Origin of the sequence: Sanguibacter suarezii NBRC 16159 (assembly GCF_001552735.1) — a bacterium.
Classification (GTDB): Bacteria; Actinomycetota; Actinomycetes; order Actinomycetales; family Cellulomonadaceae; genus Sanguibacter; species Sanguibacter suarezii.
This window is the reverse complement of sequence record NZ_BCRT01000010.1, coordinates 322680-349593: the sequence shown is the minus strand read 5'-3', so window position 1 is coordinate 349593 and position 26914 is coordinate 322680. Positions and strand designations below refer to the sequence as shown.

Genomic DNA, 26914 nt, shown 5'->3' with positions numbered 1-26914 from the left:
GCGTAGCGCGGATCTGGCACAGAACGGGCCTTGAGCACGCCCTACGGGTGTGAGAAAGGTGGCACTTCCAACGTTTCTAACAGCGGCCATAGGTCTGTCACGAACCTAGGACCTAAAGCCCTGATTGTCCGGGCGTCGCCGGCTGCGACACAGCCCTCCTCACCAGTCTGGCACTCCTGCGTCACCCTCGCGCTACGGTGTGAGCGTGGTCGATCCAGGATTCTCACCCGCCAGCCCCCCTCCCCCGCCCGCCCGGGTCCACCTGGACGCCGGAGGCAACGCGCGGCTGCACCCGCTCGCCCGTCAAGGGCTCGAGCAGGCCCTCACCGAGGGGTGGGCCGAGCCACACCGCCTGCACTCGGAGTCACGGCGCGCCGCAGCGCTGCTGTGGGGCGCCCGCGAGGCCGTCGCCGGCGCGGTGGGCGCCAAGACCGAAGAGGTCCACTTCGCTCCCTCCCACGTCGCCGCGCTGCACGCGGCGGTCCGGGCCGTCGCCCTGGGGCGCCGCCGCGCCGGAACGACCATCGTCACCTCCGCCGTGGAACGCGCCGCCGTGCTCGACGCCGCACGCTTCGTCACCGCGCGGGCCGGCGCGGACGCCCGCCACGACGTCGTGGGCGTCGACGGGACCGGCATGGTCGACGCTGACGCCTTCGCCGCGGCGCTGACCGCTCCGGGCGTCGCCGTCGCCGCGCTGCAGCACTCCAACGGCGAGGTGGGGACGATCCAGCCGGTTCGCGCCGTGCACGCGGCGGCCCGCGCCGCGGGTGTCCCGCTCGTCGTGGACGCGGGTGCAGCGCTCGGGCACGCGGTGGTCCCCGAGGACTGGGACGTGCTCACCGGCGACAGCGCCGACTGGGGCGGCCCGTCCGGCGTCGGGGTGCTGGTGGTGCGCCGGGGCGTGCGGTTCACCGCGGACTGGCCCGAGGACGCCGACTCCTGGTTCCCCGGCGGGGTGTCCGTGCCGTCCGCCTTCGCTGCCGCCGTCGCCCTCCAGGCCTGCGCCGACGACCTCGCGGCTCAGGACTCCCGGCGCCGCGCCCTCGTCGATCTCGTGCGCACCCGTGTCCCCCAGCTCGTGCCCGACGTCGAGATGGTCGGCGACCCCTCGAACCGTCTCCCGCACGTGGTGACCTTCTCCTGCCTGTTCGTGGACGGCGAGGCGCTGGTCTCCGAGCTCGACCGGGCGGGGATCGCCGTCGGATCGGGCTCTGCGTGCACGTCCAGCGCGCTGGAGCCCAGCCACGTGCTCGCCGCGATGGGCGTGCTCACCCACGGCAACGTCCGGATCGGCATCGACCGCACGACGACGCGCGAGGACGTCGAGCGGTTCCTCGCCGTGCTGCCCACCGCGGTGGCCACGGTCCGCGGGATGCTGGGCGTGGGGTCGCTGTGACCCAGGAGCCGGTGGTGGTCGACGCGCGCGGGCTGCGCTGCCCGATCCCGGTCATCCGGCTGGCTCGGCGGGCGCAGGACCTCGACCCCGGCGAACTCGTCACGGTGTGGAGCACCGACCCGGCCGCGGTCCACGACGTCCCGGCCTGGGCCCGGATGCGCGGCCACGCCATCGAAGGATCGGTGGACGTCGATGCGGCGGACGGGGCGTTCACCGCGATCACCGTCCGCGTCGGCGGCTGACCGCCGCAGCGCCGCGCCCCGCATCCCGCGCCCGCGACCCGCACCACCGTCCCCGCACGCACGAGCGGGACCCTGGATGACCAGGGTCCCGCTGTGATGGTTCAGACGCTGTGGTGCGGACGAGCAGTGGTCAGGCGAAGGATCCGCCGCAGGCACAGCCCTCGCCGGCGTTCGGGTTGTCGATCGTGAAGCCCTGCTTCTCGATCGTGTCCGCGAAGTCGATGGTGGCGCCCTCGAGGTAGGGGACGCTCATCTTGTCCACGACGACCTCGACGCCGTCGTAGTCACGCAGGGCGTCGCCCTCCAGGAGGCGCTCGTCGAAGTACAGCTGGTAGATCAGGCCTGAGCAACCGCCAGGCTGGACGGCGACGCGCAGACGCAGGTCGTCACGGCCTTCCTGCTCGAGCAGCGCACGGATCTTCTGGCCGGCAAAGTCAGACAGCAGCACGCCGTGGGTTGCAGTCTCGGTGGTCTCGCTCATGGTGTCTCCCCACAATGAAGAAAACTAGTGACGAACAGTCGGTCTCTCGTCATGGATGCGACTGGCGTCACAGTCCACGCTCATGAGCAACCGTGCGCCAGAGGCTTTTGTTCCCACCAGCCTATGCCCTCGACCCCCCAGAGCCGTCACGATCCCGCGAATGACCGCCTGACCAGGCCGGGGACCATGACCGCGCCACCCGCTGCGCCACCGTCCCCGCTCGGTCCACGACCGTGGTCGTCCCGGACTCCGCCGGCCCTGCAGCCAGGGAGTACGACGCGCTGAGACCCACGGCCGCCAGCTCGCGACGGTTCATCATGCTGCGCTCGTACAGCGCCACGCAGGCCACCCCGTAGCTGCTCGCCGCCGCGGCCGCCTGCTCGACGCCGGAGCCGTGGAAGGAAGCGCCGTCCAGATCCTCGCGGGCGGTGACCACCAGGTCCGCGGCCAGGGCACGCGCGGTCAGGCCGGCCACCTGGGCGAAGACCGAGGCGCCGGGCAGCAGCCGGGCCCCGAGCAGCGCGAAGGCGAAGCCCAGGCCGCCGCCCGCCCCCGCACCCGGCAGCCCGGTCAGGTCACGGGAGCGTCCTCGCGCGGTCCGGGCACCGGACGCACCCCCGGCCCCCGTGCCGGCTCCGCCAGCTCCACCCGGGCCACCGCCCGCGAGCAGAGAGCGAGACGGGCCTGCCGCGCCTGAGGCAGCGGCATCTGTCGATGCCTGCTGGCGGGCACGCCAGAGCACGTCGGCACGCTGGCCGATCTCCCGTTCGCGCAGCTGAGCCGCCTCACGGCTGGCCCAGCCGGCGTCAGCGGCGCCTGCGCTCGCCCCGTGCAGGCCGAGCAGCGGGATGTCGGTGGCCACTGCCGCGACGAGGTCGACACCGCGCAGGGATGCCAGCACCTCGCCCAGCCCGCGCGCGTCCTCGTCGTCCACCGTCGTTCCCAGGGCGGCCAGCATCCCGGCTCCGGCGTCGGGCAGTGCGGGGAGGTCCGCAGGAGAACCGAGCCCGACGACGATGCGGCTCGCCCCCGAGGCCACCGCACGCAGCAGCTGGGCAGCCACGGCGCCCGAGCCGCCCTGCGGGTCGGAGCACAGGGCGACCGCGGTGTCGAGGTAGGCCGTCTCCCCCATGACGAGCACGCCGTCGGGATCAGGCTGCGGCCATCCGGACACCTGGGCCAGGAGACTGGCCCACCCAGGTCCGCCGTCGGAGAGCGGGCACAGCTCGACCGTGTCGTGAGGTGCGCCCCGCAGCCACCCGGCAGCCAGCGCCTCGCTGACGCGGCGCGAGGTGTCCGCGCCGGTGAACCGGTCGGTGGTGATGAGTACATGCATGGCCCCATCCTCACCTACCTGCCCACGCCGCCGGCCGCACCCGGCTCCGGCGCGGCGTGCGGGCCTGACCGTCCCGGCCTGCGGCTGTGGCCTTGTGAGACGATTGGCCGCGTGAGCACACTGCTGAACTCGTCCTTCACCGAACCTTCCGCCTCACCGGCCCTGCTGCTCCTGGGACAGAAGACCGACCTGTCCTCCGAGCGCGGCGTGGAGTGCACCGGCGACCTGCCCGCTGCGAGCGATCCTGACCTCGTAGAGCGGGCCCGGGTGGCGCGCGCGGCCCTGGGTGACCGGGCGTTCATCCTCGGCCACCACTACCAGCGCGACGAGGTCATCGACTTCGCCGACGTCACGGGCGACTCCTTCAAGCTCGCGCGCGAGGCCGCCGCTCGGCCGGACGCGGAGTTCATCATCTTCTGCGGCGTGCACTTCATGGCCGAGAGCGCCGACATCCTCACCTCTGACGACCAGCAGGTCATCCTCCCTGACCTCGCGGCCGGCTGCTCCATGGCAGACATGGCTGCGATCAACCAGGTCGAGGACTGCTGGGACGTGCTCACCGACGCCGGCATCGCCGACGTCACGCTGCCCGTGACCTACATGAACTCCACCGCTGCGATCAAGGCCTTCACCGGCCGCCACGCCGGGACCGTGTGCACCTCCTCCAACGCCGAGGTGGCGCTGCGCTGGGCCTTCGACCAGGTGGGCGGGGTGGACGGGACCGGGAAGGTGCTGTTCATGCCTGACCAGCACCTGGGCCGCAACACCGCGATGATCAAGCTCGGCCTCACGGCCGAGGACTGCGTCGTCTATGACCCGCGCAAGCCCGGCGGCGGTCTGACCACCCAGCAGCTGCAGGACGCCCGGATGATCCTGTGGCGCGGGCACTGCTCGGTCCACGGCCGGTTCTCCGAGCGCAACGTCACCGACATCCGGGCCGCCGTGCCCGGCATCAATGTGCTTGTCCACCCCGAGTGCAAGAACGAGGTGGTCGCCGCCGCGGACTTCGTCGGGTCGACGGAGTACATCATCACGATGCTCAACAACGCTGAGCCGGGGTCGTCGTGGGCGATCGGCACCGAGCTCAACCTCGTCCGCCGGGTCGCCGCTGCCCACCCGGACAAGAACGTGCACTACCTCGACTCGACCGTGTGCTTCTGCTCGACCATGAACCGCATCGACCTGCCGCACCTGGTGTGGATCATGGAGTCGCTGGTCGCCGGACGGGTCACCAACCAGATCGTCGTGGACAGCGACGACGCTCACTGGGCCCGCGTCGCCCTCGATCAGATGCTCGCGCTGCCCGGACTCTGAGCGGTACGTTGGGAGCACGCGGGTCCCGCTCCCACCCGACGCCAGAACCACAGGACTCGATCCCGGGAGGTCCTCGTGAGCACTGCACGACCGCTCCGCCTGGGCGTGTACGTCTTCGACGGCGCTGACGAGATGGATGTGGTCGGCCCGTACACGGTGCTCACCCGGTGGGCGGAGGCCGCCCACTCCCGTCCGGACGTGGTGACCTTCTCCGACGACGGCGCCGGCGTCCGCCTCGCCGGCGGCCTGCTCATGGTCCCGGACGTCGCCGCAGACGCAGGCGGCCCGCTGCACGTGCTCGTCTACCCGGGCGGACAGGGCGCCCTGCTGCGCATGGCCAGCTCCGAGCACCTGGCCTGGCTGCGCGACCAGCGCGAGACCGTCCCCCTCGTCGTCGGGGTGTCTGCCGGCGCCCTCGTCCTCGCCGCCGCCGGGCTGCTGGCCGGGCGGCCCTGCACCACCCACCGCGACCAGGCGGGCCTGCTCGCCGAGACCGAGCCGAGCGCCCTGGTGGACACCCAGGCGGCCTTCGTCGACGACGGGGACGTCATCACCTCGGCCGGGACCGCCGGTGCGCTGGACGCTGCCCTGCGCGTGGTGGCCCGTCTGGACAGCCCCGAGGTGGCCGCCACGACCGCCCGGTCCTTGGACTACGCCCCGGGCGTGCCCACCTGAACCGTCGCCGTCACCGGTCGGCGTCCGACACGCTGATGGTCGCCGTGCCGCTCGCCGGCTCCCGCGGGCGCCCGTAGTAGCGTGATGCGGTGACTCGACAGATCCAGCTGGCGCTCGCCACCTACCGGCCTCGCCGTGCCATCCCCGGCCAGACGATCCTCGACCCGTCGGTGACCCGTACCCGGGTCCGGCCTGGCGACCTCGACATCTACTTCCACATGAACAACGCGGTGTACCTCAACCTCATGGACTCCGCGCGCAGCAACCTGCTCGCCGACTGCGGATCCATGACGCTGCTCAACGACCGGGGCTGGTACCCGGTGGTCGCGGCGTCGACCATGTCCTACAAGCGGTCGCTGACGTTGTTCCAGCCGGTCGAGGTGACCAGCCAGGTGCTCGGGTGGGACCCACGCGTTGTCTACCTCGAACAGCGCATCACCACCCGGGGCACGCTGTCAGCGCGCGGCTGGGTGGCGGCCCGCTTCCTCAGCAAGGACGGCTCGCGCATCCCGGCCCCTGATGTCGCCGCCCTGCTGGGCGGCGACATCATCAGTCCTGACCTGCCCGAGGACGTGGCGGCCTGGGCTCGCGCGGTGGACGTCGCCCACCGCGTCTGAGCCTGCTCAGTTCTGCTCAGCGAGGGCAGCCAGCAGCAGCGCCTCGGCCAGCACGACCTTCTCCAGCTCTCCCAGGTGGACCGACTCGTCGGCGCCATGAGCGCGGGAGTCCGGATCTTCCACACCGGTGACCAGGATCGCGGCGTCAGGGAAGACCTCCAGGAGATCGGCGATGAACGGGATGGACCCGCCGATGCCGATGTCGACCGGCGGCGTGCCCCACGCCTGCTCGAAGGCCGCCCGCGCCGCGCGCATCGCGGCGGAGTCGACCGGCGCCTGGAACGGCCGGCCGAGCTCGCCGTCACGCACGACGACCTGCGCGCCGAAGGGGGCGTGGGAGACCAGGTGGGTGCGCAGCGCCTCCAGCGCGGCGGCCGGGTCCTGCCCGGCGGCGATCCGCAGCGAGAGCTTGGCGGTGGCCTTGGGGGTGATCGTGTTGGAGGACAGGGCGACGCTCGGTGCGTCGAAGCCGATGACCGACAACGCCGGACGGGTCCACAGCCGTGCCGAGATCGGTCCGGTGCCGGCCAGCGCCACGGAGTCCAGCACCCCGGAGTCCGCGCGGAAGTCCGCCTCCTCGTAGTCCACCGCCGGGTCGGGTGCGTGGGCGAGCCCGGCAACGGCGACGTCGCCGGCGTCGTCGTGCAGGGTGGCCACGAGGCGGGACAGCAGGGTGATGGCGTCCAGCACCGGTCCGCCGAACATGCCCGAGTGGATGGCGTGCGACCCGACCGTGAGCTCGACCTCGCAGTCGACGAGCCCGCGCAGGGAGGTGGTCAGGCCGGGGACGCCGACCTTCCAGTTCGCTGAGTCCGCGACGACGATGACGTCGGCGCGCAGCAGGTCGGCGTGCTGGGCGAGGAACTCGGCGAAGAACGGCGAGCCGATCTCTTCCTCGCCCTCGACGAAGACGGTGACGCCCACGGCGAGGTCCTCCCCCAGGGTCCGCAGTGCGCCCAGGTGCGCGATGATCCCAGCCTTGTCGTCAGCGGCGCCGCGCCCGTAGAGCCGACCGTCCCGCTCGGTTGGGACGAAGGGGTCGGTGCTCCAGTCCGCGCGGTCTCCCGGGGGCTGGACGTCGTGGTGGGCGTACAGCAGCACCGTCGGGGCGCCAGCAGGCGCCGGGCGCCGGGCGATGACCGCGGGACGGCTCTCGCCGGCGGTGAGGATCTGCACGTCGTCGAGGCCAGCACCCCGCAAGAGGTCAGCGACAGCCTCGGCGCTCGAGGCGACGTGAGACTGGTCGAAGGCGGGCGCCGAGACGCTAGGAATACGGACAAGTGCCTCCAGGTCACCCCGCAGAGCAGGGAACAGCTGGCTGACACGGGCACGGAGGTCGAGAAGATCGCTCATCGGTGCACCGTATCGCGCTACGACCCACCCCCGCAGTCCACTAGCATGGAGACGTGTTCTCACGGAAGAAGTCCTCAGACGTCGCATCCGCAGCCGACCCGGTCGCCGCCGCAGCGGAGATCGAGCAGCCTGGCGGCAAGGGCCGCCCGACGCCGAAGCGCAGAGAGGCCGAGGCCGCCAACAAGCGCCCGCTGGTCCCGGACGACCGCCGCGCCGCGGCCAAGGCCGCCCGCATCAAGCAGCGCGAGGCCCGCGACCTCGAGTACCAGGCGATGAAGTCTGGCGACGAGAAGAACCTCCCCCTGCGTGACCGCGGCCCCGTGCGCCGCTACGTCCGCAACTACGTCGACGCCCGGCGCAACGTCGCCGAGTACTTCCTCTTCGTCGCGGCCGCCTTCCTCGTGCTGACCTTTGTCGCCAACCAGGCCCCCGGCCTGGCCTTCCTGGCGATCATCGGTGTCTACCTCGTAGTCCTCATCGCCATCGTGGACTCCTTCATCATGTGGCGGATGCTCAAGAAGCGTCTCGTGGCGAAGTTCGGCGAGGACGCCGTGGTTCGCGGCACCGCCATGTACGCAGCGATGCGCGCCTTCCAGATCCGCCGGGCCCGCCTGCCCAAGCCGATGGTCAAGCACGGGGAATACCCGTCCTGACGAACGTCTGCAGCACCTGATGGCTGGCGGTCCACCTCGGACCTCCAGCCATCGCTGTCTTCCGGGCATGGTCGTCGAGGGGCGTCGGTGCGCGGCGACCTCCTCCATCCGGTCCGGCCACCGCACGCGCTGGTCAGAGGTGGTCTAACCTCGATGGATGGACTATCGATACCTTGGAAACTCCGGCCTGAAGATCTCCGAGATCACCTACGGCAACTGGCTCACCCACGGCTCGCAGGTCGAGAACGAGACCGCGACGCAGTGCGTGCACGCCGCCCTCGACGCGGGCATCACGAGCTTTGACACCGCGGACGTGTACGCGAACACCAAGGCCGAGCAGGTGCTCGGCGACGCCCTCAAGGGACAGCGACGGGAGTCGTTGGAGATCTTCACGAAGGTCTACTGGCCGACCGGCCCCGGCGGCCCCAACGACACGGGACTCTCGCGCAAGCACATCATGGAGTCCATCAACGGATCCCTGACGCGGCTGGGCACCGACTACGTCGACCTCTACCAGGCGCACCGCTACGACACCGAGACTCCCCTCGAGGAGACGATGCAGGCCTTCGCCGACATCGTCCGCCAGGGCAAGGCCCTCTACATCGGCGTCAGTGAATGGACCGCCGACCAGCTCCGCGCCGGCCACGCGTTGTCCAAGGAGCTCGGCTTCCAGCTCATCTCCTCCCAGCCGCAGTACTCCATGCTGTGGCGGGTCATCGAGGACGAGGTGGTTCCCACCTCGGCCGAGCTCGGCATCTCCCAGATCGTCTGGTCCCCCGTCGCTCAGGGCGTCCTCACCGGCAAGTACAAGCCCGGAGCCGCGCTCCCCGAGGGCTCCCGCGCCACCGACGACAAGGGCGGCGCCACGTTCATCAAGCGCTTCCTGCGCGACGACGTGCTCGAGCGGGTGCAGCAGCTTACTCCGGTGGCCCAGGAGCTCGACCTCAGCCTGGCGCAGCTCGCGGTGGCCTGGGTCCTGCAGAACAAGAACGTCGCCGCAGCGCTCATCGGCGCCTCGCGTCCTGAGCAGGTCGCCGAGAACGTCAAGGCCTCCGGTGTGGTGATCCCCGCCGAGCTGCTCGAGCGCATCGACTCCATCCTCGGTGACGTCGTCGAGCGCGACCCGGCCAAGACGGCCGAGGGCGCACCGCAGTCACGACCGGTCTGACGATCCCTGCATCCCCGCAGGAGAGAGACTGAGGCCTCCAGGGCGCGCATCCACGCAGCTCTGGAGGCCTCGGTCGTCCTGACAGGTCAGTCCAGGTCAGCCGACCTGCGTCGACAGCGCGACCGCGGGCGCGGCCGGCGCGCCGGCGTGGAGCACGACGGCGCTCGCCACACCGGCCGCGGCCAGCTCGTGCCACGTCTGGCCGAGCCACTGCTCGGCGTCGTACTGGTTGGTGAAGACCGGGCTGGTCGGCTCGGGCAGGACAGCCCCGGCCGCGTCGCGGAACTCCCACAACCACTGGGGAGTAATCATCCGAGAAGCTCCTTGTTGATCCGGCGGGCCCAGAACGGCCCCTCGTAGATGAATGCGGTGTACCCCTGGGTGAGGTTCGCACCGGCGTCGAGGTAGGCACGGGCGTCGGCAGGGGTCGTGATGCCACCTACTCCGATGATCACAGGGTCCTCCCCCAGTCGCGCGCGCAGACGGCGCACGACCTCCAGGCCACGCGGTAGGAGAGGGCGTCCGGAGAGACCACCCTCGCCGAGCTCGTGGTTGATCGTCGTGTTGACCGCGACGACGCCGTCCAGGCCGAGCTCGAGGGCGAGGTCAGCGACCGCGTCGACGTCGTCGTCGGCCAGGTCGGGAGCGATCTTGACCAGCAGCGGGATGCGGGGGCGGGCATTGGCGTCGGTCGCCCGGTCGGCTGCCTCACGCACCGCGACGAGGATCGGGCGCAGGGCGTCCACCGACTGCAGGTCCCGCAGGCCCGGGGTGTTCGGGGAGGACACGTTGACCACGAGGTAGTCGGCCCACGGGGCGAGCAGGCTCGCGCTCGTGGCGTAGTCGCCGGCGGCCTCCGCTGCGGGCGTGACCTTCGTCTTACCAATGTTGGCGCCGACGAAGACGGCCCGTCCGGACGTCGTCGCGCGCAGGGCCCGCAGCCGCTCGGCGGCTGCCGCGGCGCCCTCGTTGTTGAAGCCCATCCGGTTGCGCACCCCGCCGAGCGGGATCTCACGCCACATCCGCGGCTTCTCGTTCCCCGGCTGAGGGTGGGCGGTGACCGTCCCGATCTCGATGAAACCGAAGCCGAGCATCGTGAGCCCGCGGATGGCCTCGGCGTTCTTGTCGAAGCCGCCGGCCAGGCCGAAGGGAGCCGGTACCCGACGCCCGAACACCGTCACGCCGCCCTCGCGCAGGTACGGCGCCAAGGCACCCTGGATGATGCCGTTCAGCACCGGCACCCGTCCGACCGTGCTGATCAGGCGGAACACGAGGGTGTGCGCCTTCTCCGGGTCCATCCGGGCGAAGAACGTGCGGAAGACGAAGCGGTAGATCATGAGTGGGCCGGGCTCCTTGGGCTGTCGTGACGCTGGGGTTCGTTGGACGGATCGTGAGACGACTCGCAGCGCGGGCCGCGGCAGGATCCGGTAGATCGTCGCACCGACGGGCGCCGGCTAGGCAGGACCATCGTCGGGCCGGTCAGCCGGCTCGTCATGACCGCGGGTGCGCCACAACCAGAACAGACCGATCACCGGCAGGACCAGCGGGACGTACCCGTAGCCCTGCCCGAAGGACGACCACACCGTGCTCTCCGGGAAGGCTCCGGCGTCCACGATCGTGGCGACGCCGACCGCGAGCACCCCCACGAGCTCGAAGGAGCAGGCGACCCAGGCGACGGTGCGCCAGCGCCCGCCGCCGCGGGCCAGGGCGATCGTGGCCACGATGTAGACGATGCCGGCGAGCAGAGACAGCGCATAGGCGAGCGGGGCCTGGTCGCCGTGGGTGAGCAGCTGGTACAGCGCGCGGGCGGTCGCCGCCAGCGCCAGCACCGCGTAGACCAGCACGAGCAGCCGGCCGAACCCGCTGTTCGTGGGACGCACGCCAGACAGGTCGGTGGTGTCGTCGCCCGGTGCGGGGGACGCAGGTTCAGGGGGCACGTCAGCTCTCTCGTCGTCGCGGTCTGGGGTCCTGCGGCCGGTGGTCATCCGGTCCTCGTCCAGATCTGCACCAGGCGCCACTGCAAGAACACCACGGTGAGCGCCGCGACCACCATGACCACCGAGCTCCACCTGCTCCGCTCGGCGAAGGCCCAGGCCGCCGCGAACGGCAGGATGATCAGCACGGTGATGAGGTAGCCCCAGAACTCCCCGACGGCGATCGCGTGATCGCCGGTGGCGAGCATGACCGCAGCCACCAGGACCTGGACGAGCAGCAGACCTTCGACCACCGCTCCGCCCCACAGCTGCTTGAGGATCACAGCCCGGTCCTTGATGACGAACCACAGGGCCCAGAGCGCCTGCGCCGTCGCGGCGGCCATGATGATGTAGGTCAGGGGTGCCAGCACAGGTCCGAGATTACCGCCCGGGCGCGCACAGCAGTGAACTGTGGTCCCAGGGTGTGGGGACCGGCGGGGATATCATCAGCGAGTGGCAGACCTCTCATTCACAAGCAAAGACCTCTCCAGCCTCACCACGGATGCGCTCGTCATCGGCGTCGCGGCGACCCCCTCGGGTCCCGCGCTCAGCCCGAGCGACGCACTCCCGGAGGCTGTCCGCACGAACATCGACCTCACGCTGCTGGGCGTGAGCGGCGCTCTGGACACCGTGACCCGGATCCCGGGCGTCGGGCTGAACGCCAAGATCATCGTCCTGACCGGGCTCGGTTCCATGACCGCGCTCAACCCCGAGGCGCTGCGCCGCGCCGCGGGCGCCGCGACCCGCACGCTGGGCGGGGTGCGTTCAGCAGTCATCGCACTGCCGACCGCCGAGGAGCACGACGTCGCTGCGGTCGCCGAGGGCGCCCTGCTCGGGTCCTACGCCTTCCGCACCTACCGCACCGGTGACGCCGCGACGGCCAACACGCCGCTGGAGTCCATCACCATCGCGACGCCGCTGGCCGACCAGCCCCGCATCAAGGCCGCCGGAGACCGCGCCCAGGTGGTCGCGGCCGCCGTGCACGCCACCCGCGACCTGGTCAACACCGCTCCCAACGACCTGTTCCCCGCGGCCTTCGCCGAGATCGCCAAGACGGCGGCCAAGGGCACCAGCGTCAAGGTCACGGTCCTCGACGAGAAGGCCCTGACCGCCGGCGGCTACGGCGGCCTGCTCGGCGTCGGGCTCGGCTCGACCCGCGGACCGCGCCTGGTCAAGCTGTCCTACACCCCCGCCAAGGCTGCCTCGAAGGTCGCCCTCGTCGGCAAGGGCATCACCTTCGACTCGGGCGGCATCTCGATCAAGCCCGCCAAGGGCATGGAGGCGATGAAGTCGGACATGGCCGGTGCGGCCGCCGTCCTGCACACCGTGCTGGCCGCGGCGCAGCTCGGCTTGCCCGTCGCGGTCACCGGGTGGCTGTGCCTCGCGGAGAACATGCCCTCGGGCACGGCGCAGCGTCCCTCGGACGTCATCACCGTCCGCGGCGGCACGACCGTCGAGGTGCTCAACACCGACGCCGAGGGCCGCCTGGTCCTCGCCGACGGTCTTGTCGCAGCCGGCGAGGAGAACCCCGACGTCATCCTCGACATCGCGACGCTCACCGGCGCCCAGATGGTCGCCCTGGGCACCCGTGTCTCGGCCGTCATGGGATCCGACGACGTGCGCGGTGCGGTCGTCGAGGCCGCTGACGCCTCCGGCGAGCAGTTCTGGCCGATGCCGCTGCCCACCGAGCTGCGCTCGAGCATGGACTCCTCGGTCGCTGACATCGCGAACATCGGGGACCGCTTCGGCGGGATGCTCGTTGCCGGGCTGTTCCTCAAGGAGTTCACCGGCGACACCCCGTGGGCTCACCTGGACATCGCTGGTCCGTCCTTCAACGAAGGGTCCGCCCACGGGTACACCCCGGTCGGCGGCACCGGCGTGGGCGTGCGCACCATGCTCTCCTACCTGGAGTCCCGCGCCCCCAAGAAGTAGCGCGGCGACCCAGCAGGTCGCACAGCAGGTACCGGTGCGGGCGGACGGTCCTCAGATCCTCGATCTGGCGGCTGTCCGTCCGCACTGTGCGTGGGGGCAGCTTCGGGCAGGTCAGCGACGGCGCTGGGCGGAGGTCCAGTCCCGCATCCGCTGCGGGTAGCCGGTGAAGTTCACGTCGTAGACCGGGATGCCCAGCTCGGCCGCGAGCTTGCGCGCCGCGGCCGCGTCGGGCACGCGGCGCCGGGTCCACTCCCCGTCAGCGGCGATGAGGAGGATGGTGGTGGGCTGGTCGATGGTCGGCGGTTCGATGTACGCCTCCACGCTCACCCGCGTGCGGGTGAACTCGGCCAGGTGCTCCTGGGTCTCGCGGCGCCGGTCGGCGGCGCTCGCCCGCCCGCTCGGCTCGGCCGCGCGTGCCGAGCGCCGGGTGAACAACTGAGACAGTCGAGACATGGACGCAGAATACATCCCGCCCCTGCGGGTTCCCTGAGGGCCACAGACGCCCCCACCAGGGCTGACCAGCCTCCCCACGTCGTCGCACGTCACAAAATGTGCGGAATATCTGCCCTGGTGTCTTGAGCATCACAGCGACAACGCGCCCATACGGTGCACTTACACTTTGGACCCGGCCACCTTGATGACAAGATGGGCGTGTACCAAACCCATTGCGCCTAAGGAGTTCCACGTGGCCGAGACCCCCGGCACCGATTTCGACATCGTCGTCCTGGGCGGAGGCAGTGGCGGCTACGCCACCGCACTGCGCGCCGCTCAGCTGGGAGCGAAGGTGGCCCTCGTCGAAGCAGACAAGCTGGGGGGAACGTGCCTGCACTACGGCTGCGTCCCGACCAAGGCCCTGCTTCACGCGGCCGAGCTTGCTGACAACGCCCGCGACGGCAGCCACTTCGGCGTGCTGTCCGAGTTCAAGGGCATCGACATGGCGGGGGTGAACAGCTACAAGGACGGCGTCGTCTCGGGCCTCTACAAGGGTCTGCAGGGACTCATCAAGTCTCGTGCCATCACCGTCTTCGACGGCTGGGGCACCCTCGTCGCCCAGGACACCGTCGAGGTCAACGGTCAGCGGATCACCGGACGCAACATCGTCCTGGCGACCGGGTCCTACTCCCGCTCCCTGCCTGGCCTGGAGATCGGCGGACGTGTCCTCACGTCCGAGCAGGCCCTCAAGCTCGACTACGTGCCCAAGTCGGTCGTGGTCCTCGGTGGCGGTGTCATCGGCTCGGAGTTCGCGAGCGTCTGGCGCTCCTTCGGTGCCGACGTGACGATCGTCGAGGCGCTGCCCCACCTGGTCCCCAACGAGGACGAGGCACTGAGCAAGGCCCTCGAGCGCGCCTTCCGCAAGCGCGGCATCGCCTTCAACCTCGGCGACCGGTTCTCCGGCGTCACCCAGGACGACTCCGGCGTGCACGTCACGCTCGAGTCCGGCAAGACCTTCGACGCAGAGCTCCTCCTTGTCGCCGTGGGCCGTGGTGCACGCACCGCTGACCTCGGCTTCGAGGCCCAGGGCATCACGATCGACCGCGGCTTCGTCATCACCGACGACAAGCTGCACACCGGCGTGGGCAACATCTGGGCCGTGGGCGACATCGTCCCCGGACTCCAGCTCGCCCACCGTGGATTCGCTCAGGGCATCTTCGTCGCCGAGCAGATCCTCGGGCTCAACCCGGCCCCGATCGTGGAGTCCGGCATCCCCCGCGTCACGTACTCCGACCCCGAGATCGCGTCCGTCGGACTCACCGAGGCCAAGGCCAAGGAGCAGTTCGGCGGGGACTCGGTCGAGACCCTCGAGTACAACCTGGCCGGCAACGGCAAGAGCAAGATTCTCGCGACCCAGGGCTTCATCAAGCTCGTCCGTCAGAAGGACGGCCCCGTCGTCGGCGTCCACATGATCGGCGCCCGTGTCGGTGAGCTCATCGGAGAGGGCCAGCTCATCGTGAACTGGGAGGCCTACCCCGAGGACGTCGCCGCACTCGTCCACGCACACCCCACTCAGAACGAGGCACTTGGAGAGGCATTCCTGGCTCTGGCCGGCAAGCCTCTGCACGCCCACAACTGACCAAACCATCAAAGGAGACCGGAGAGGTCATGTCTGACAACGTGCAGATGCCCGCACTGGGCGAATCAGTCACCGAAGGCACCGTTACCCGCTGGCTCAAGGCCGTCGGCGAGACGGTCGAGCTCGACGAGCCGTTGCTCGAGGTCTCGACCGACAAGGTCGACACCGAGATCCCCTCGCCGTTCGCCGGCGTGCTCGAGCAGATCCTGGTCGAGGAGGACGAGACCGTCGAGGTCGGCGCCACCCTCGCAGTGATCGGCTCGGGTTCCGAAGCATCGGCTCCCGAGGCACCGGCCGCACCTGCAGCCGAGGCTCCGGCCGAAGAAGCCCCCGCCCCCGCCGAGCAGGCTCCGGCCGAGCAGGCACCGGCTGAGGCTGCTCCGGCCGCCGAGGCAGCTCCCGAGGAAGCGGCCCCGGCTGCTGAGGCAGGCGCTGGCGAAGAGATCAAGCTCCCCGCGCTCGGCGAGTCCGTCACCGAGGGCACCGTCACCCGCTGGCTCAAGCAGGTCGGCGACTCCGTCGAGGTCGACGAGCCGCTGCTCGAGGTCTCGACCGACAAGGTCGACACCGAGGTCCCCTCCCCCGTGGCCGGGATCGTCCAGTCGATCCTCGTCCAGGAGGACGAGACCGTCGAGGTCGGCACCGTCCTCGCCGTCGTCGGCTCGGGCGCCCCTGAGGCTGCCGCTCCGGCTGCCGCACCGGCACCTGAGGCTGCACCGGCACCTGCCGCTGCTGCGGCACCCGAGGCTGCACCTGCCCCGGCTGCTGCACCGGCTCCCGCCGCTGCTCCGGCTCCGGCTGCCACCGAGGCGCCCAAGGCCGCCCCGGCTGCTGCTCCCGCACAGGCCGCCGCTCCGGCTCAGGCTTCTGCTCCGGCCGTCTCTGCCGCTGGTGGCTCGTACCTGACGCCGCTGGTCCGCAAGCTCGCGACCGAGAAGGGCGTCGACGTCTCCACCCTCACCGGGACCGGCGTCGGTGGACGTATCCGCAAGGAAGACGTCCTCGAGGCAGCAGCCAAGGCTGCAGAGGCCGCCAAGGCCGCTGAGGCAGCCAAGGCACCGGCCGCTGCTCCCGCAGCAGCCGCTCCGGCCGCATCGAAGACCACGAGCGTCCCGCCCGTGTCTCCGCTGCGCGGGACCACCGAGAAGGCCAGCCGCCTGCGCAAGATCATCGCCGAGCGCATGGTCGACGCACTGCACACGCAGGCCCAGCTGACCACGGTCGTCGAGGTCGACGTGACCCGCATCGCGCGCCTGCGCGCTCAGGCCAAGGACAGCTTCAAGGCTCGTGAGGGCGCCAACCTCACCTTCCTGCCGTTCTTCACGCTCGCGGCCATCGAGGCGCTCAAGGCCTTCCCGAAGGTCAACGGCGTGCTCGAGGGTGACACCATCACGTACCACGCACAGGAGAACGTCGGCATCGCCGTCGACACCGAGCGTGGCCTCCTGGTCCCGGTCATCCGCGACGCGGGCGACCTCAACCTGGCCGGCATCGCTCGCAAGATCGCCGACCTCGCCACCCGCACCCGCGGGAACAAGGTCTCCCCCGACGAGCTCAGCGGTGGCACGTTCACCATCACGAACACCGGCTCCGGCGGCGCGCTCATCGACACCCCGATCGTCCCGGGTGGCACCTCCGCCATCCTGGCGACCGGCACGATCGTCAAGCGTCCGGCCGTGATCAAGGACGCCGACGGCGCCGAGGTCATCGCCATCCGCTCGATCTGCTACCTGTCGCTGTCCTACGACCACCGTCTGGTCGACGGCGCCGACGCGTCGCGCTACCTGATGGCCGTCAAGAACCGCATCGAAGAGGGTGCGTTCGAGTCCGAGGTCGGTCTCTGACCGAGGAGCACTCCTCAGCTCGCTGCACGAGCCCGCGACCGGTGGTCGCGGGCTCGTGTGCGTCTTGCGGGCTTCACGCTCTCACGGTGCGCGACGGCGCTGCTGTGGCACGATGACGACATGGCACCTCCACGCACAGTCGTCGTCGCAGGTGCGAGCGGCCTCGTCGGCTCAGCACTGGTCCCCGCTCTCTCAGCCGCCGGCTACACGGTCCGCCGCCTCGTTCGCCGCCCGGCCCGCCGGGACGACGAGATCGCCTGGGACCCGGCGGCCGGCATCCTCCCGGTCGGCACGCTCGACGGCGTCGACGCTGTCATCAACCTCGCCGGGGCGGGCGCCGGGGACCGCCGCTGGACGCCTGAGTACCGCGCGCTCATCCTCAGCTCTCGGGTGAGCACGACGAGCCTGCTGGCCCGCGAGCTCGCCAAGGTCCGGCGAGCCACCGCCGCCGAGGGCGAGCCCTACCCGATCACCCTCATCCAGGCCTCGGCCACCGGGTACTACGGCGACCGCGGCGACGAGGTGCTCACCGAGTCCTCAGCCCCCGGACGCGGCTTCCTGGCCGACGTCGTCCGGCAGTGGGAAGCGGCCGCCGAGCCCGCCCGCCAGGCGGGCGTCCGGGTCGTCGACATCCGGTCCGGGATCGTCCTGACGACGAAGGGCGGAGCGTTGGGACGGCTGCTGCCGCTGCTGCGCCTCGGGGTCGCGGGCCCGCTGGGGTCCGGGCAGCAGTTCTGGAGCTGGATCTCCATGGCCGACGAGGTCCGTGCCATCCTCCACCTGCTCGAGTCGCAGGTGAGCGGGCCGGTCAACCTCACAGCGCCTGCCCCCTCGCGCAACCGTGACCTGACCCGGGCCCTGGGTGCCGCCTTCCACCGTCCGACCGTGGTTCCTGCGCCGGAGTGGGCGCTCAAGCTCGTCATCGGCGGCTTCTCCTCGGAGATCCTCGGGTCCCAGCGTGTGCACCCCACGGTCCTGGAGGAGTCCGGCTTCACCTTCGACCACCCGACCATCCACGCCGCCGCCACGTGGCTGGCAGGGGCCACGCCCACGCGCTGACCGCGGGCTCCCGCGTGAGAGCCCCCGCCTCAGCCGGGTGGTGCCGTCTCGGCGACGGTGGCCACTCGCCAGCCGGAGTCCGTCGCCACCAGGTCCAGCACCGCGGTCCTGGGGGCACTGGCCGCGACCGTGCGGGCACCGTCGGCCGACTCCACGGTGTACGCCCCGATCGTGAAGGTGACCTGGACCTGCGCGGTCGCCGGGGCGGACGGTGATCCCGCCGTCTGCGCGAGCACCTCGACTCCCACGGTCTCGACCGTGAGACCGCTGATCCTGGCCCCCTCAGCCCGCAGAGAGGCGACAAGCTCGCTGGCCTGCAGGTGCGCGGGCGAGCCAGGGACCAGCACCCCGCCCCAGCCGTCCGAGGGTGCCCCGCTGGCACCGCCAGACGCCTGGGAACCCTCCGCATCCAGCGGCGCGTTGGTCAGCGCAACGACGGCGTCCATCCGGGCCGCGGTCAGCTGTGCGGCCGCCGCCCCGGGGTCCTCCTGCGCCGGTTCTGGCGCGGGCGCGGACGCGGACGCGAGCTCACCCGGCGCGGCGTGAGCCGGCGCATCTGCTCCCACCCTGTGCACGATGACGCCGCCGCCGAGCAGACCAGCGAGCACGAGCAGCACGAGGACCACGGGACGACGCAGCCTGGGCTGCGGGTCAGAGGTCGACCGCCTGAGCACCGGGTCGGGAGTCGAAGACCTGACCTCCCGCTCTGGCGTCGAGGGTGCCGCTCCGCCGAGGGGATCGGGTGGCCCTGGCGCGGGCGCGCCAGCCGCGGGCAGGCGGGAGGTGCTGCCGCGGAAGGCCTTGCGCCGGGGCGGTGGCCGGTCCAGGCTGCCCCGTCGCACGGCGTCGGCAGGGCTGGGCGTCCGGAACCGCGACGACGCCCGGTCGCGCGGTAGTCCGTCGGCGCGGGGCTCCCCCGATGCGCGGGGCTCCCCCGATGCGCGCGGCTCCCCCGACACGGGTGGCTCCCCCATCTCCTCGGCGTCTGGGACCGCAGCCCGAGGCAGGACGAGCGGCAGGCACGGAGCCAGGTCGTGGCTGAGGGTGGCCAGGGTGCCGACGCCGGGGCGCGACTCGGCGTCGCCCAGCGCGCTGACGATGAGCTTGACCAGGCCGCGCAAGCCTGGTTCGGGGCGGTCACCGGCCTGGGGTCCGTGGGCGGGGGCGATGACCGCGTCCGCCAGGGCAGCGAGGTGATAGGCGTCCTCCTGCGGTGAGGGGGCCAGCGGCGCGGCACCGGCCGGCGCGGGCTTGGGCACGGTCAGCACCACCCGTCCGTCGTCGATGAGCACGTCCTGGGGGCGCATGGGCCCGTAGCGCAGACCGCGGGCATGCAGGCGGGCGAGGGCTCGGCCGATCGTCACCAGGAGGGTGCTCGTGTGGCCGGCTCCCAGGCGTCCGGACACCTCGACGAAGGTCTCCAGGGTGCAGGGGGCCGCGACGGCCGTGAGGTAGCCGATCGCGTCGTCCAGGTCGAGGGCGTCCACGAGCGGCTCCACCGCGGGATCAGCGACGGAGAACCAGCCCGCGAGGTGGGCGACGGAGGCTTCGCGTGCGCCGTCGGCCAGGGCGACGAGCTCGAGGTCGAAGGGGTTCCCGCCGGCGTCCTGCACGCGGATGCGCCCGCGCACCGGCACGGTGCCCAGCGCAGGCGCCGGGACATACCCGGCCTCGGCGAGGCGGCCTTGGCGCTCCAGGGTGAGGTCGACGTCCATGGACCCATCTCACCCCGGCGCGGCCCGCCACCGGCGTTGTCCACAGGACTCGCCTCGCCGCAGCGCCGACCTGAGGCGGGTCAGTCGACCGTGCAGCGGGCGCCTGTGGCGGCGCTGACCCGGGCGGCGTCGAGCACGCGTGCGGTGTGCACCGCGTCGCGCGGGTCCACCGGGACCGGTCCGCCCTCGCGCAGCCATCGGGAGACGGCCGGGTAGAAGTCCCCGTGCCCGCCGGGCGCGCGCGGGACGAAGGACCGCTCCCGCCCGCGCGCGATCCAGCCTTCGCTGCCTGCCGGTGCGCCGTCGTCCATGAGCTCGAAGGGAGAGGCGTCGTTCTCGAAGGTGGTCACGACGTAGGCGCCCTCGGAGCCGAGCACCCGGGTGCGTGGGCCCGGTGCGCCGACGAGGGAGCCGCCCCACAGGTGGCTCACCACGCCGGTGCCGGCGTGCTGGATCGAGAGGAACACGTCGTCCTCGGTGGGGGTGGACAGCGACCGCAGCTCGGCGTACACCGACTCGACCGGACCGAAGAGCTGGACGGAGGAGTCCACGAGGTGGGTGCCCAGGTCCAGCAGCAGCCCGCCGCCGTCGGGGTCGTTCTCCTTCCACCGGTCCAGGGGCACGGGTCGGAACCGTTCCCACCGCCGTTCCAGCCGGTGCACCCGCCCGATCTCACCGGACTCCAGGACGGCGCGCAGCGTGAGCTGCTCGGGGTCCCACCGCCGGTTCTGGAAGACCGTGAACGGCACGGAGCCGGCCTCGGCGAGGTCGACGAGGACCTGCGCACCATCGGCGGTCAGCCCGATCGGCTTGTCCATCAGCAGCGGCACGCCGGCGGTGAGCACGGCCGCGGCCTGCTCCTCGTGCACCGGGGTGGGGCTGGCCAGGACCACGAGGTCGTAGGCGTCGCGGGCGTCGAGCAGCTCGTCGAGGTCGTCGACGACCCGCACACCCGGCCAGTCCGCGTCCGCCTGCGCGCGGCGGTCGGGCGAGCGGGTGACCACGACGGTGACGACATGGCCGGCAGCGCGAAGAAGCCGGGCGTGGATTCCACGCCCGGCTCCGCCGTAGCCGACCAGCCCGACGCGCAACCGGTCATCGGTCGGCGTCAGGGCTGGTCGGGAGGTGTCTGTGGGGATGTTCACCCCACCACCGTATCGGTCTCCTTCACTGCGGGCTCAGCGGCGCCGCGGTCCAGGCGTGAGGGCCACCAGACCGCCGGGCCGATGTCGTGGACGAGGGCCGGGACGAGCAGCGTGCGGACCACGAGCGTGTCCAGCAGCACGCCGAAGGCGACGATGAACGCGATCTGGGCGAGGAAGATCAACGGGATGATCCCCAGCGCGGCGAAGGTCGCGGCGAGCACCACACCGGCGGAGGTGATGACCGAGCCGGTGACGGTGAGCCCGCGCACCACGCCCTGCCTCGTGCCGTGGGTGATCGTCTCTTCCCGGACTCTGGTCATGAGGAAGATCGTGTAGTCGACCCCCAGCGCCACGAGGAAGCAGAAGGCGTAGAGCGGCACCGTCGGGTCCGCACCGGGGAAGTCGAAGACGTGGTTGAACATGATCGCCGAGACTCCCAGCGCCGCGGCGAAGGAGAGCACGTTGGCCGCCATGAGCAGCACTGCCGAGAGCACCGAGCGCAGCAGCAGCATGAGGATGACGAGGATCACGGCCAGCACGACCGGCACGATGACCTGGAGGTCGCGTGTGCCCGCCTTCTGGGTGTCCAGGCTTTCTGCGGCGGCGCCACCCACCAGTGCCTCGGGCGAGACCTCGTGGACCGCGTCGCGCAGGTCAGACACGGTGGCCACACCCTCCTGGGTGTCGGCCGGTGCGTCCGTGGTGACATCGATACGGACCGATCCGTCGATGACCGTCGGCGGCTCCTGGGAAGGAGCGCCTGGCTGTCCCTGACCGCTCTGGGCGGTGACGGGCGAGGCGGAGACCACGCCGTCCACGGACAGGGCCGCCTCGACCGCGGCATCGACGTCAGCTTCGGGGACGATGACGGTGGCGGGCTGCACGGTGCCGCCGGTGAAGTGCTCGGCGAGCACCTCCTCGCCGTCGACGGAGTCCACCTGGGTGAGGAAGATCGAGGACTGGCTGGTCCCGGAGGCGCTGAAGGTCGGCACGAAGGCAGCGCAGGCCGCCAGCACCAGAGCGGTGGTGATCCAGACCTTGCGGTCGTTACGAGCCACGAAGGCCGCGGTGCGCGCCCACAGGCCGGTGGTGGGGATCTCGTCGCGGACAGCAGTCGCGGCGGCGTGCTTCCCGGCGACCGGCTCCCCCGCGACCTGGTCTGCGGTGATCTGCTCGGCGGTGATGTTCTCCGCGGTGGTGAACTTGGGCACCCGCGGCCAGAAGACGGCACGTGAGCGACGCCCGCCCACCAGGAGCATGGCCGGCAGCAAGGTCATCGCCGCGATGAAGGCTGCGACGATGCCGATGGCGGCGACCGGGCCGAGGCTGCGGTTGGAGGCCAGGTCAGACAGCAGGAGGCAGAGCAGCCCGGCGATCACGGTGCCGGCGCTGGCCAGGACGGGCTCGAAGGAGGCGCGCAGCGCGGCAGCGATCGCCTTGTGCGGCTCGGCGATCCGGGTGAGCTCCTCGCGGTAGCGGGCCACGATGAACAGCGCGTAGTCGACCGAGGCGCCCACCACGAGGATGGACAAGATGCCCTGCGACTGACCGTTGAGCACGAGCTTGCCGGCGTCGGCCAGCTGGTAGACCACCAGGCCGGCCAGGCACAGCGCGAAGACGGCGGTGAGGATGACGACGAAGGGCAGGATCGGGGACCGGTAGACGAAGCCGAGGATGATGAGCACGGCGACCAGGGCCACGAGCAGCAGCACCGTGTCGATCCCGCCGAAGGCGACGACGAGGTCGGCGATGAACCCGGCCGGGCCGGTCACCCAGATGTTGAGGTCGGCGTCGGCGAGGCCGTCGGCGATGGCGCCGCGCAGGGCTTCCACGACGACCGGGGTGAAGGTCTCGCCGTCGGCCAGCGTGGCCTCAGCGAGAGTCGCGTCCAGGGAGAAGGTGATGAGCGCCGCCTCCCCGTCCTCGGACGGCACGACGATGACCGGCCCGGTGAGGGAGTCACCGATGGTCTGCGGGTCGTCCGGGCCAGCCCCGGGGATCTCGATGGCGGGGATCGTCTGGGAGAACTCGTCCACTGCGGCCAGCTGCTCAGGGGTGAGCGCTCCTCCGCTGGCGGACGTCACGACGACGAGTCCGGGCAGGGACTCGGAGGAGACGAACTCGGCGGCGAGCTCTGCGGCTCGCGTGGACTCCGCGTTCGAGGGCAACGACGCCGCGGCGTCGTTGGTCTGGACCGAGCTGAGCTTGCCCTGTGCCTGTCCGCCCACGGCACCGATGCCCAACCAGATCCCCAGCACTGCAAGAATGGCAAGTCCGCGAAGGACGCCCGACCTCTTTTTACTCAGCATGCTGAGTATTGTTGATGACGACGAGTCACGATGCAACCTGCGCACCTGGAGGTGACATGACAGACGACCCAGCCCGCTGGCCCACCGGGCGCCTGCTCTCCCATGTCGCGCGCGACCTCGAGCGGCAGTGGAACGCCCACCTGGAGGGCTGGCAGCTCAACCACGCGAGCCTGCCGGTGCTGCTGGCCCTTCTCGGCAACGACCACTCCCAGCGCGAGCTGGCCGTCGCGTCCGGGGTCACCGAGCAGACCATGAGCCGCACCCTGGAGCGCCTGGAGCGCCTGGGCTACGTCTCACGCGGGCCCGACGCCGGTGACGCCCGACGTCGCGTGGTCCGCCTCACCGATGCCGGGCGCGCAGCCGCCCTGGCTGCCGCCAGCCCTGAGGTGGGTGACCGCATCGCCCACTCCAAGATCACGCCGGAGCAGATCGCCCAGCTGCGCGCGATCTTGCTGTCCATGGTCGACGCCGAGCGCTCGGGCGCCGACGGGCTAGCCTGAAACCATGGACTTCCACGCGGTCGACCTGGGAACCGCCTTTGCGGACTACGAGCAGACGTGGGCGCTGCAGCGCGAGATCCACGCCCAGGTCGTCGCGGGCACCCGCCCGGACACGGTGCTGCTGGTCGAGCACGCCTCGGTCTACACCGCCGGGCGGCGCACCCGCCAGGGTGAGCGTCCCACCGACGGCGTGCCGGTCATCGACGTCGACCGCGGCGGGAAGATCACCTGGCACGGGCCGGGCCAGCTCGTTGCCTACCCGATCATCACCCTGCCTGACCCGGTCGACGTCGTCGCCTACGTCAGGGCGCTGGAGGAGGCCGTCATCGCGCTGTGCGCTGTGCTGGGCCTGTCCGCCGCGCGGGTCGAGGGCCGGTCAGGCGTGTGGTTCCCCGCCTCAGCCCGCCAGCGCGAGCGCAAGGTCTGCGCGATCGGGGTGCGGGTGGCCCGCGGGGTGAGCATGCACGGCATCGCACTCAACTGCGACGCCGACCTGTCTCCCTACACCGCGATCGTGCCGTGCGGCATCTCCGACGCGGACGTCACGACCCTCTCAGCCGAGCTGGGCCGTCCCTTCAGCGTCGCCGACGCCACACCGATGCTGCGTGCGCACCTGGACCGCGAGCTCGCGGCCCTGTTGTGCACGTCACGTTCACGGATCGGTCAGACCGGCAGAACCACGACAGCTCTGGCGTAGGCTGGCCCGACCTCTGACCCTGGGAGACAGCGCGTGACAATCGCACCTGACGGACGGCGCATGCTGCGGGTCGAAGCCCGCAACGCCGCCACGCCCATCGAGAAGAAGCCCGAGTGGATCAAGACCCGAGCAACCATGGGCCCGGAGTACACCGAGCTCAAAGGCCTGGTCAAGAGCGAAGGGCTGCACACCGTCTGCGAGGAAGCAGGCTGTCCCAACATCTTCGAGTGCTGGGAGGACCGCGAGGCGACCTTCCTCATCGGTGGTGACCAGTGCACCCGCCGCTGCGACTTCTGCCAGATCGACACCGGGAAGCCCGCCGACTTCGATGCCGACGAGCCGCGACGCGTCGGTGAGTCCGTCCAGGCCATGGGCCTGCGCTACTCCACCATCACCGGCGTCGCCCGCGACGACCTGCCCGACGGCGGCGCGTGGCTCTACGCCGAGACCGTCCGCCAGATCCACGCCCTCAACCCGGGAACCGGCGTCGAGCTCCTCATCCCGGACTTCAACGCCATCCCCGAGCTGCTCGACGTCGTCAACGAGTCCCGGCCCGAGGTGCTCGCGCACAACCTCGAGACGGTCCCGCGGATCTTCAAGGAGGTCCGTCCCGGCTTCCGCTACGACCGGTCACTGTCGGTGCTCACCCGGGCCCGCGAGGCAGGCCTGGTGACCAAGTCGAACATCATCCTCGGCATGGGCGAGACGATCGAGGAGGCCAAGGAGACGCTGCAGGACATGCACGACGCCGGCTGCGACCTCATCACCATCACCCAGTACCTCCGGCCGTCGCTGCGCCACCACCCGGTGTCCCGGTGGGTGCGCCCTGAGGAGTTCGTCGAGCTGTCCGAGGAGGCCGAGCGCATCGGCTTCCTGGGGGTCATGGCCGGTCCGCTGGTGCGTTCCTCCTACCGTGCCGGGCGTCTGTGGGGTCAGGCGATGAAGCGTCGCGGCCTCGAGGTCCCGCCCGCCCTGGCTCACCTCACCGAACCCATGAGCGCCCGTCAGGAGGCGAAGACGCTGCTCGCGCGGTGACCTCGCCGGCCCCCGGGTGCTGACCGCCACCGCTGACGCCCGGCGGTTCGTGCCCGACCTGCCTCATCCGTCCCAGTAGACTGGCAACCATGGCTCGCAAGAACAGTGACGCAACCGCCACGGGCGTTGCGACCGGCGCTCAGGGCGCCCCCAAGCAGAAGAAGCCGAAGAAGGTCCGCTGGTATCACCAGGTCTTCCAGGCCTACAAGATGACCTATGAGCGGGACCGCAAGGTCCCGTGGTTCATGCTCGGCGTCTTCGTGGCGATCATGGTCGTCGCGATCGCCATCGGCTTGATCTGGGGACAGGTCGTCTACATGACGATCATCGGCCTGCCCTTCGCCCTGCTGGGGGCCATGTTCATCCTGGCTCGGCGCGCCGAGAAGGCTCAGTACGCCCAGATCGAAGGCCAGCCAGGAGCCTCGCGCGCCGCGCTCGGCACGATCCGTCGTGGCTGGTCCTTCGACGACGAGCCCGTCGCTGTGGATCCCAAGACGCAGGACCTCGTCTTCCGTGGCCTGGGCCGCGCCGGCGTGCTGCTCGTCACCGAGGGCCCGCCCACCCGGGTCAAGAAGCTCATCGACGCCGAGCAGCGCAAGCTCAACCGCGTGCTCTCCGGTGTCCCCGTCGTCGTGGTGCAGTGCGGCAACGCCGAAGGGCAGGTGCCGCTGGCCAAGCTGGCGCGCCACGTCCAGAAGCTCAAGCCGAAGCTCACCAAGGCCGAGGTCGGCGAGGTAGGCAAGCGTCTGACCGCGCTCGGCAAGATCCGGATGCCCATCCCCAAGGGTGTCGACCCCAACCGCGCCCGCCCAGACCGCAAGGGCATGCGCTGATCTGAATCCCCAACACCATCCCCCGGACGCCGACGTCCGGGGGATGTTGTGCGTTCGGGGCGCTACCCCCTGGTCCGGCGCGTCTGGGGCACGCCGCAGGTCAGCGGCGGACGATGACCGTGCGGGCGGCCTTGTCGTGCATGCCACGGCCGTCGGCGTCCCAGATCACGGCCGGGATGACCAGGCACAGCAGGAGAGTGCGCACCGCACCGCGCAGGAAGCCGATGTACGGCACGCCGGCCACCTCGGGGCGGACGGTGATACCGAAGAGGCGGTGGCCGATCGTGTATCCGAGGGTGGACACGAGCAGGAGGTTCTCCAAGGCGAAGATGCCGAGGGTCGCCATCGGGTCGTATCCGAAGAACGCCAGGCTGGCGAGGCTGGCGACGAGCCAGTCCACCATGAGCGCCCCGATCCGCCGCCCCATCGGAGCGAAGGAGCCGGGGCCGTGCTCGGGCAGGCCCAGTCGTTGCCCGCGGTAGCCCTCGCTCCCCTGCGGAGCGCCTTCAAGCCAGGACCCTAGATCTTCACGTGATGCCACCAGTCAAGACTACGTGCACCGAGGG

The 26914-nt window shown here is 71.0% G+C and carries 27 protein-coding genes; 15 read left to right on the top strand and 12 right to left on the bottom strand.

What is annotated here, in order from left to right:
• Positions 1-205 precede the first annotated feature (205 nt).
• Positions 206-1396: a cysteine desulfurase family protein gene (locus SS2_RS06215; RefSeq protein ID WP_066462106.1), complete on the top strand. Its 1191-nt coding sequence runs from the start codon at positions 206-208 to the stop codon at positions 1394-1396.
• On the top strand, positions 1393-1638 hold the full coding sequence (locus tag SS2_RS06210) for a sulfurtransferase TusA family protein (RefSeq protein WP_066462104.1): 246 nt from the start codon (positions 1393-1395) through the stop codon (positions 1636-1638). The genes SS2_RS06215 and SS2_RS06210 overlap by 4 nt, the downstream gene beginning before the upstream one ends.
• Before the next feature lie 130 nt (positions 1639-1768).
• Here the strand turns inward: SS2_RS06210 and SS2_RS06205 are convergent, their stop codons facing one another.
• Both SS2_RS06205 and SS2_RS06200 read right to left on the bottom strand, forming a co-directional pair.
• Positions 1769-2119, bottom strand: a complete 351-nt coding sequence (locus SS2_RS06205) for a HesB/IscA family protein (RefSeq protein ID WP_066462103.1) — start codon at positions 2117-2119, stop codon at positions 1769-1771.
• Between the two features lie 121 nt (positions 2120-2240).
• The gene (locus SS2_RS06200) at positions 2241-3455 is read right to left on the bottom strand and encodes a glycerate kinase (RefSeq protein WP_066462101.1); all 1215 of its coding nucleotides are present in this window, start codon (positions 3453-3455) and stop codon (positions 2241-2243) included.
• A gap of 111 nt (positions 3456-3566) precedes the next feature.
• Between SS2_RS06200 and nadA the strand changes: the two genes are divergently transcribed.
• The 3 genes from nadA (at position 3567) to SS2_RS06185 (ending at position 6061) form a co-directional block, all read left to right on the top strand.
• Positions 3567-4769 (top strand): quinolinate synthase NadA, encoded by a 1203-nt coding sequence (gene nadA, locus SS2_RS06195; protein ID WP_066462099.1) that lies wholly within the window; start codon positions 3567-3569, stop codon positions 4767-4769.
• Positions 4770-4844: 75 nt separating this feature from the next.
• A complete protein-coding gene (locus SS2_RS06190; protein ID WP_083941834.1) occupies positions 4845-5444 on the top strand; it encodes a DJ-1/PfpI family protein in 600 nt (199 codons plus the stop codon).
• A gap of 89 nt (positions 5445-5533) precedes the next feature.
• Positions 5534-6061, top strand: a complete 528-nt coding sequence (locus SS2_RS06185) for an acyl-CoA thioesterase (RefSeq protein ID WP_066462097.1) — start codon at positions 5534-5536, stop codon at positions 6059-6061.
• A gap of 6 nt (positions 6062-6067) precedes the next feature.
• Here SS2_RS06185 and SS2_RS06180 read toward each other — a convergent pair whose 3' ends face one another.
• Positions 6068-7414, bottom strand: coding sequence for a dipeptidase (locus SS2_RS06180; protein WP_066462095.1), 1347 nt, complete (start codon positions 7412-7414; stop codon positions 6068-6070).
• Positions 7415-7467: 53 nt separating this feature from the next.
• Here SS2_RS06180 and SS2_RS06175 point away from each other — a divergent pair, with 53 nt between their 5' ends.
• The gene (locus tag SS2_RS06175; protein ID WP_066462093.1) at positions 7468-8067 is read left to right on the top strand and encodes a DUF3043 domain-containing protein; all 600 of its coding nucleotides are present in this window, start codon (positions 7468-7470) and stop codon (positions 8065-8067) included.
• A gap of 157 nt (positions 8068-8224) precedes the next feature.
• Positions 8225-9235 carry an aldo/keto reductase family protein gene (locus SS2_RS06170; protein ID WP_066462089.1) on the top strand — a complete coding sequence of 337 codons (1011 nt, stop codon included), beginning with the start codon at positions 8225-8227 and terminating at the stop codon, positions 9233-9235.
• 96 nt (positions 9236-9331) lie between these two features.
• Here SS2_RS06170 and SS2_RS06165 read toward each other — a convergent pair whose 3' ends face one another.
• The 4 genes from SS2_RS06165 to SS2_RS06150 form a co-directional block, all read right to left on the bottom strand.
• Entirely contained in the window at positions 9332-9547 is a 216-nt protein-coding gene (locus SS2_RS06165; RefSeq protein ID WP_066462088.1) for a hypothetical protein, read from the bottom strand.
• Positions 9544-10572: a quinone-dependent dihydroorotate dehydrogenase gene (locus SS2_RS06160; protein WP_066462087.1), complete on the bottom strand. Its 1029-nt coding sequence runs from the start codon at positions 10570-10572 to the stop codon at positions 9544-9546. The genes SS2_RS06165 and SS2_RS06160 overlap by 4 nt, the downstream gene beginning before the upstream one ends.
• A 117-nt stretch (positions 10573-10689) precedes the next feature.
• Positions 10690-11172 (bottom strand): hypothetical protein, encoded by a 483-nt coding sequence (locus SS2_RS06155; protein WP_439646292.1) that lies wholly within the window; start codon positions 11170-11172, stop codon positions 10690-10692.
• A gap of 44 nt (positions 11173-11216) precedes the next feature.
• Positions 11217-11579, bottom strand: a complete 363-nt coding sequence (locus SS2_RS06150; protein WP_066462086.1) for a hypothetical protein — start codon at positions 11577-11579, stop codon at positions 11217-11219.
• An 82-nt stretch (positions 11580-11661) separates the two neighbouring features.
• Between SS2_RS06150 and SS2_RS06145 the strand changes: the two genes are divergently transcribed.
• A complete protein-coding gene (locus tag SS2_RS06145) occupies positions 11662-13140 on the top strand; it encodes a leucyl aminopeptidase (RefSeq protein WP_066462085.1) in 1479 nt (492 codons plus the stop codon).
• 111 nt (positions 13141-13251) lie between these two features.
• Here SS2_RS06145 and SS2_RS06140 read toward each other — a convergent pair whose 3' ends face one another.
• On the bottom strand, positions 13252-13593 hold the full coding sequence (locus SS2_RS06140; RefSeq protein ID WP_066462084.1) for an oxidoreductase: 342 nt from the start codon (positions 13591-13593) through the stop codon (positions 13252-13254).
• 232 nt (positions 13594-13825) lie between these two features.
• Between SS2_RS06140 and lpdA the strand changes: the two genes are divergently transcribed.
• From lpdA to SS2_RS06125, 3 genes are all read left to right on the top strand, one after another.
• Positions 13826-15211 (top strand): dihydrolipoyl dehydrogenase, encoded by a 1386-nt coding sequence (lpdA, locus tag SS2_RS06135; protein ID WP_066462083.1) that lies wholly within the window; start codon positions 13826-13828, stop codon positions 15209-15211.
• A gap of 29 nt (positions 15212-15240) precedes the next feature.
• A complete protein-coding gene (gene sucB, locus SS2_RS06130; RefSeq protein WP_066462082.1) occupies positions 15241-17055 on the top strand; it encodes a 2-oxoglutarate dehydrogenase, E2 component, dihydrolipoamide succinyltransferase in 1815 nt (604 codons plus the stop codon).
• Positions 17056-17175: 120 nt separating this feature from the next.
• Positions 17176-18114, top strand: a complete 939-nt coding sequence (locus SS2_RS06125; protein WP_066462463.1) for a TIGR01777 family oxidoreductase — start codon at positions 17176-17178, stop codon at positions 18112-18114.
• Between the two features lie 29 nt (positions 18115-18143).
• Here SS2_RS06125 and SS2_RS17345 read toward each other — a convergent pair whose 3' ends face one another.
• From SS2_RS17345 to SS2_RS06110, 3 genes are all read right to left on the bottom strand, one after another.
• On the bottom strand, positions 18144-19829 hold the full coding sequence (locus SS2_RS17345) for a hypothetical protein (RefSeq protein ID WP_066462079.1): 1686 nt from the start codon (positions 19827-19829) through the stop codon (positions 18144-18146).
• A gap of 80 nt (positions 19830-19909) precedes the next feature.
• Positions 19910-20974: a Gfo/Idh/MocA family protein gene (locus SS2_RS06115; protein ID WP_245643381.1), complete on the bottom strand. Its 1065-nt coding sequence runs from the start codon at positions 20972-20974 to the stop codon at positions 19910-19912.
• Complete coding sequence (locus SS2_RS06110) at positions 20971-23283, bottom strand: MMPL family transporter (RefSeq protein ID WP_066462078.1); 2313 nt, start codon at positions 23281-23283, stop codon at positions 20971-20973. Before SS2_RS06110 ends, SS2_RS06115 begins: the two co-directional genes overlap by 4 nt.
• A gap of 56 nt (positions 23284-23339) precedes the next feature.
• On the opposite strand from SS2_RS06110, the gene SS2_RS06105 reads away from it, so the two are divergent.
• From SS2_RS06105 to SS2_RS06090, 4 genes are all read left to right on the top strand, one after another.
• The gene (locus tag SS2_RS06105; protein WP_066462076.1) at positions 23340-23783 is read left to right on the top strand and encodes a MarR family winged helix-turn-helix transcriptional regulator; all 444 of its coding nucleotides are present in this window, start codon (positions 23340-23342) and stop codon (positions 23781-23783) included.
• Positions 23784-23787: 4 nt separating this feature from the next.
• The gene (gene lipB / locus SS2_RS06100; RefSeq protein WP_066462074.1) at positions 23788-24480 is read left to right on the top strand and encodes a lipoyl(octanoyl) transferase LipB; all 693 of its coding nucleotides are present in this window, start codon (positions 23788-23790) and stop codon (positions 24478-24480) included.
• A 33-nt stretch (positions 24481-24513) separates the two neighbouring features.
• Positions 24514-25515, top strand: a complete 1002-nt coding sequence (gene lipA / locus SS2_RS06095) for a lipoyl synthase (RefSeq protein WP_066462072.1) — start codon at positions 24514-24516, stop codon at positions 25513-25515.
• 89 nt (positions 25516-25604) lie between these two features.
• On the top strand, positions 25605-26348 hold the full coding sequence (locus SS2_RS06090) for a DUF4191 domain-containing protein (protein ID WP_066462070.1): 744 nt from the start codon (positions 25605-25607) through the stop codon (positions 26346-26348).
• 100 nt (positions 26349-26448) lie between these two features.
• Here the strand turns inward: SS2_RS06090 and SS2_RS06085 are convergent, their stop codons facing one another.
• Complete coding sequence (locus tag SS2_RS06085) at positions 26449-26889, bottom strand: RDD family protein (RefSeq protein WP_066462069.1); 441 nt, start codon at positions 26887-26889, stop codon at positions 26449-26451.
• Positions 26890-26914 lie beyond the last annotated feature (25 nt).

Bases quoted from the DNA above. Each gene is read 5' to 3' on its own strand.
- SS2_RS06165 (WP_066462088.1), bottom strand. From the start codon at position 9,547: ATGATTACTCCCCAGTGGTTGTGGGAGTTCCGCGACGCGGCCGGGGCT.
- SS2_RS06140 (WP_066462084.1), bottom strand. From the start codon at position 13,593: ATGTCTCGACTGTCTCAGTTGTTCACCCGGCGCTCGGCACGCGCGGCC.
- SS2_RS06180 (WP_066462095.1), bottom strand. From the start codon at position 7,414: ATGAGCGATCTTCTCGACCTCCGTGCCCGTGTCAGCCAGCTGTTCCCT.
- SS2_RS06110 (WP_066462078.1), bottom strand. From the start codon at position 23,283: ATGCTGAGTAAAAAGAGGTCGGGCGTCCTTCGCGGACTTGCCATTCTT.
- SS2_RS06205 (WP_066462103.1), bottom strand. From the start codon at position 2,119: ATGAGCGAGACCACCGAGACTGCAACCCACGGCGTGCTGCTGTCTGAC.
- SS2_RS06170 (WP_066462089.1), top strand. From the start codon at position 8,225: ATGGACTATCGATACCTTGGAAACTCCGGCCTGAAGATCTCCGAGATC.
- SS2_RS06200 (WP_066462101.1), bottom strand. From the start codon at position 3,455: ATGCATGTACTCATCACCACCGACCGGTTCACCGGCGCGGACACCTCG.
- SS2_RS06105 (WP_066462076.1), top strand. From the start codon at position 23,340: ATGACAGACGACCCAGCCCGCTGGCCCACCGGGCGCCTGCTCTCCCAT.
- lipB (WP_066462074.1), top strand. From the start codon at position 23,788: ATGGACTTCCACGCGGTCGACCTGGGAACCGCCTTTGCGGACTACGAG.
- SS2_RS06125 (WP_066462463.1), top strand. From the start codon at position 17,176: ATGGCACCTCCACGCACAGTCGTCGTCGCAGGTGCGAGCGGCCTCGTC.
- SS2_RS06160 (WP_066462087.1), bottom strand. From the start codon at position 10,572: ATGATCTACCGCTTCGTCTTCCGCACGTTCTTCGCCCGGATGGACCCG.
- sucB (WP_066462082.1), top strand. From the start codon at position 15,241: ATGTCTGACAACGTGCAGATGCCCGCACTGGGCGAATCAGTCACCGAA.
- SS2_RS17345 (WP_066462079.1), bottom strand. From the start codon at position 19,829: ATGGACGTCGACCTCACCCTGGAGCGCCAAGGCCGCCTCGCCGAGGCC.
- SS2_RS06090 (WP_066462070.1), top strand. From the start codon at position 25,605: ATGGCTCGCAAGAACAGTGACGCAACCGCCACGGGCGTTGCGACCGGC.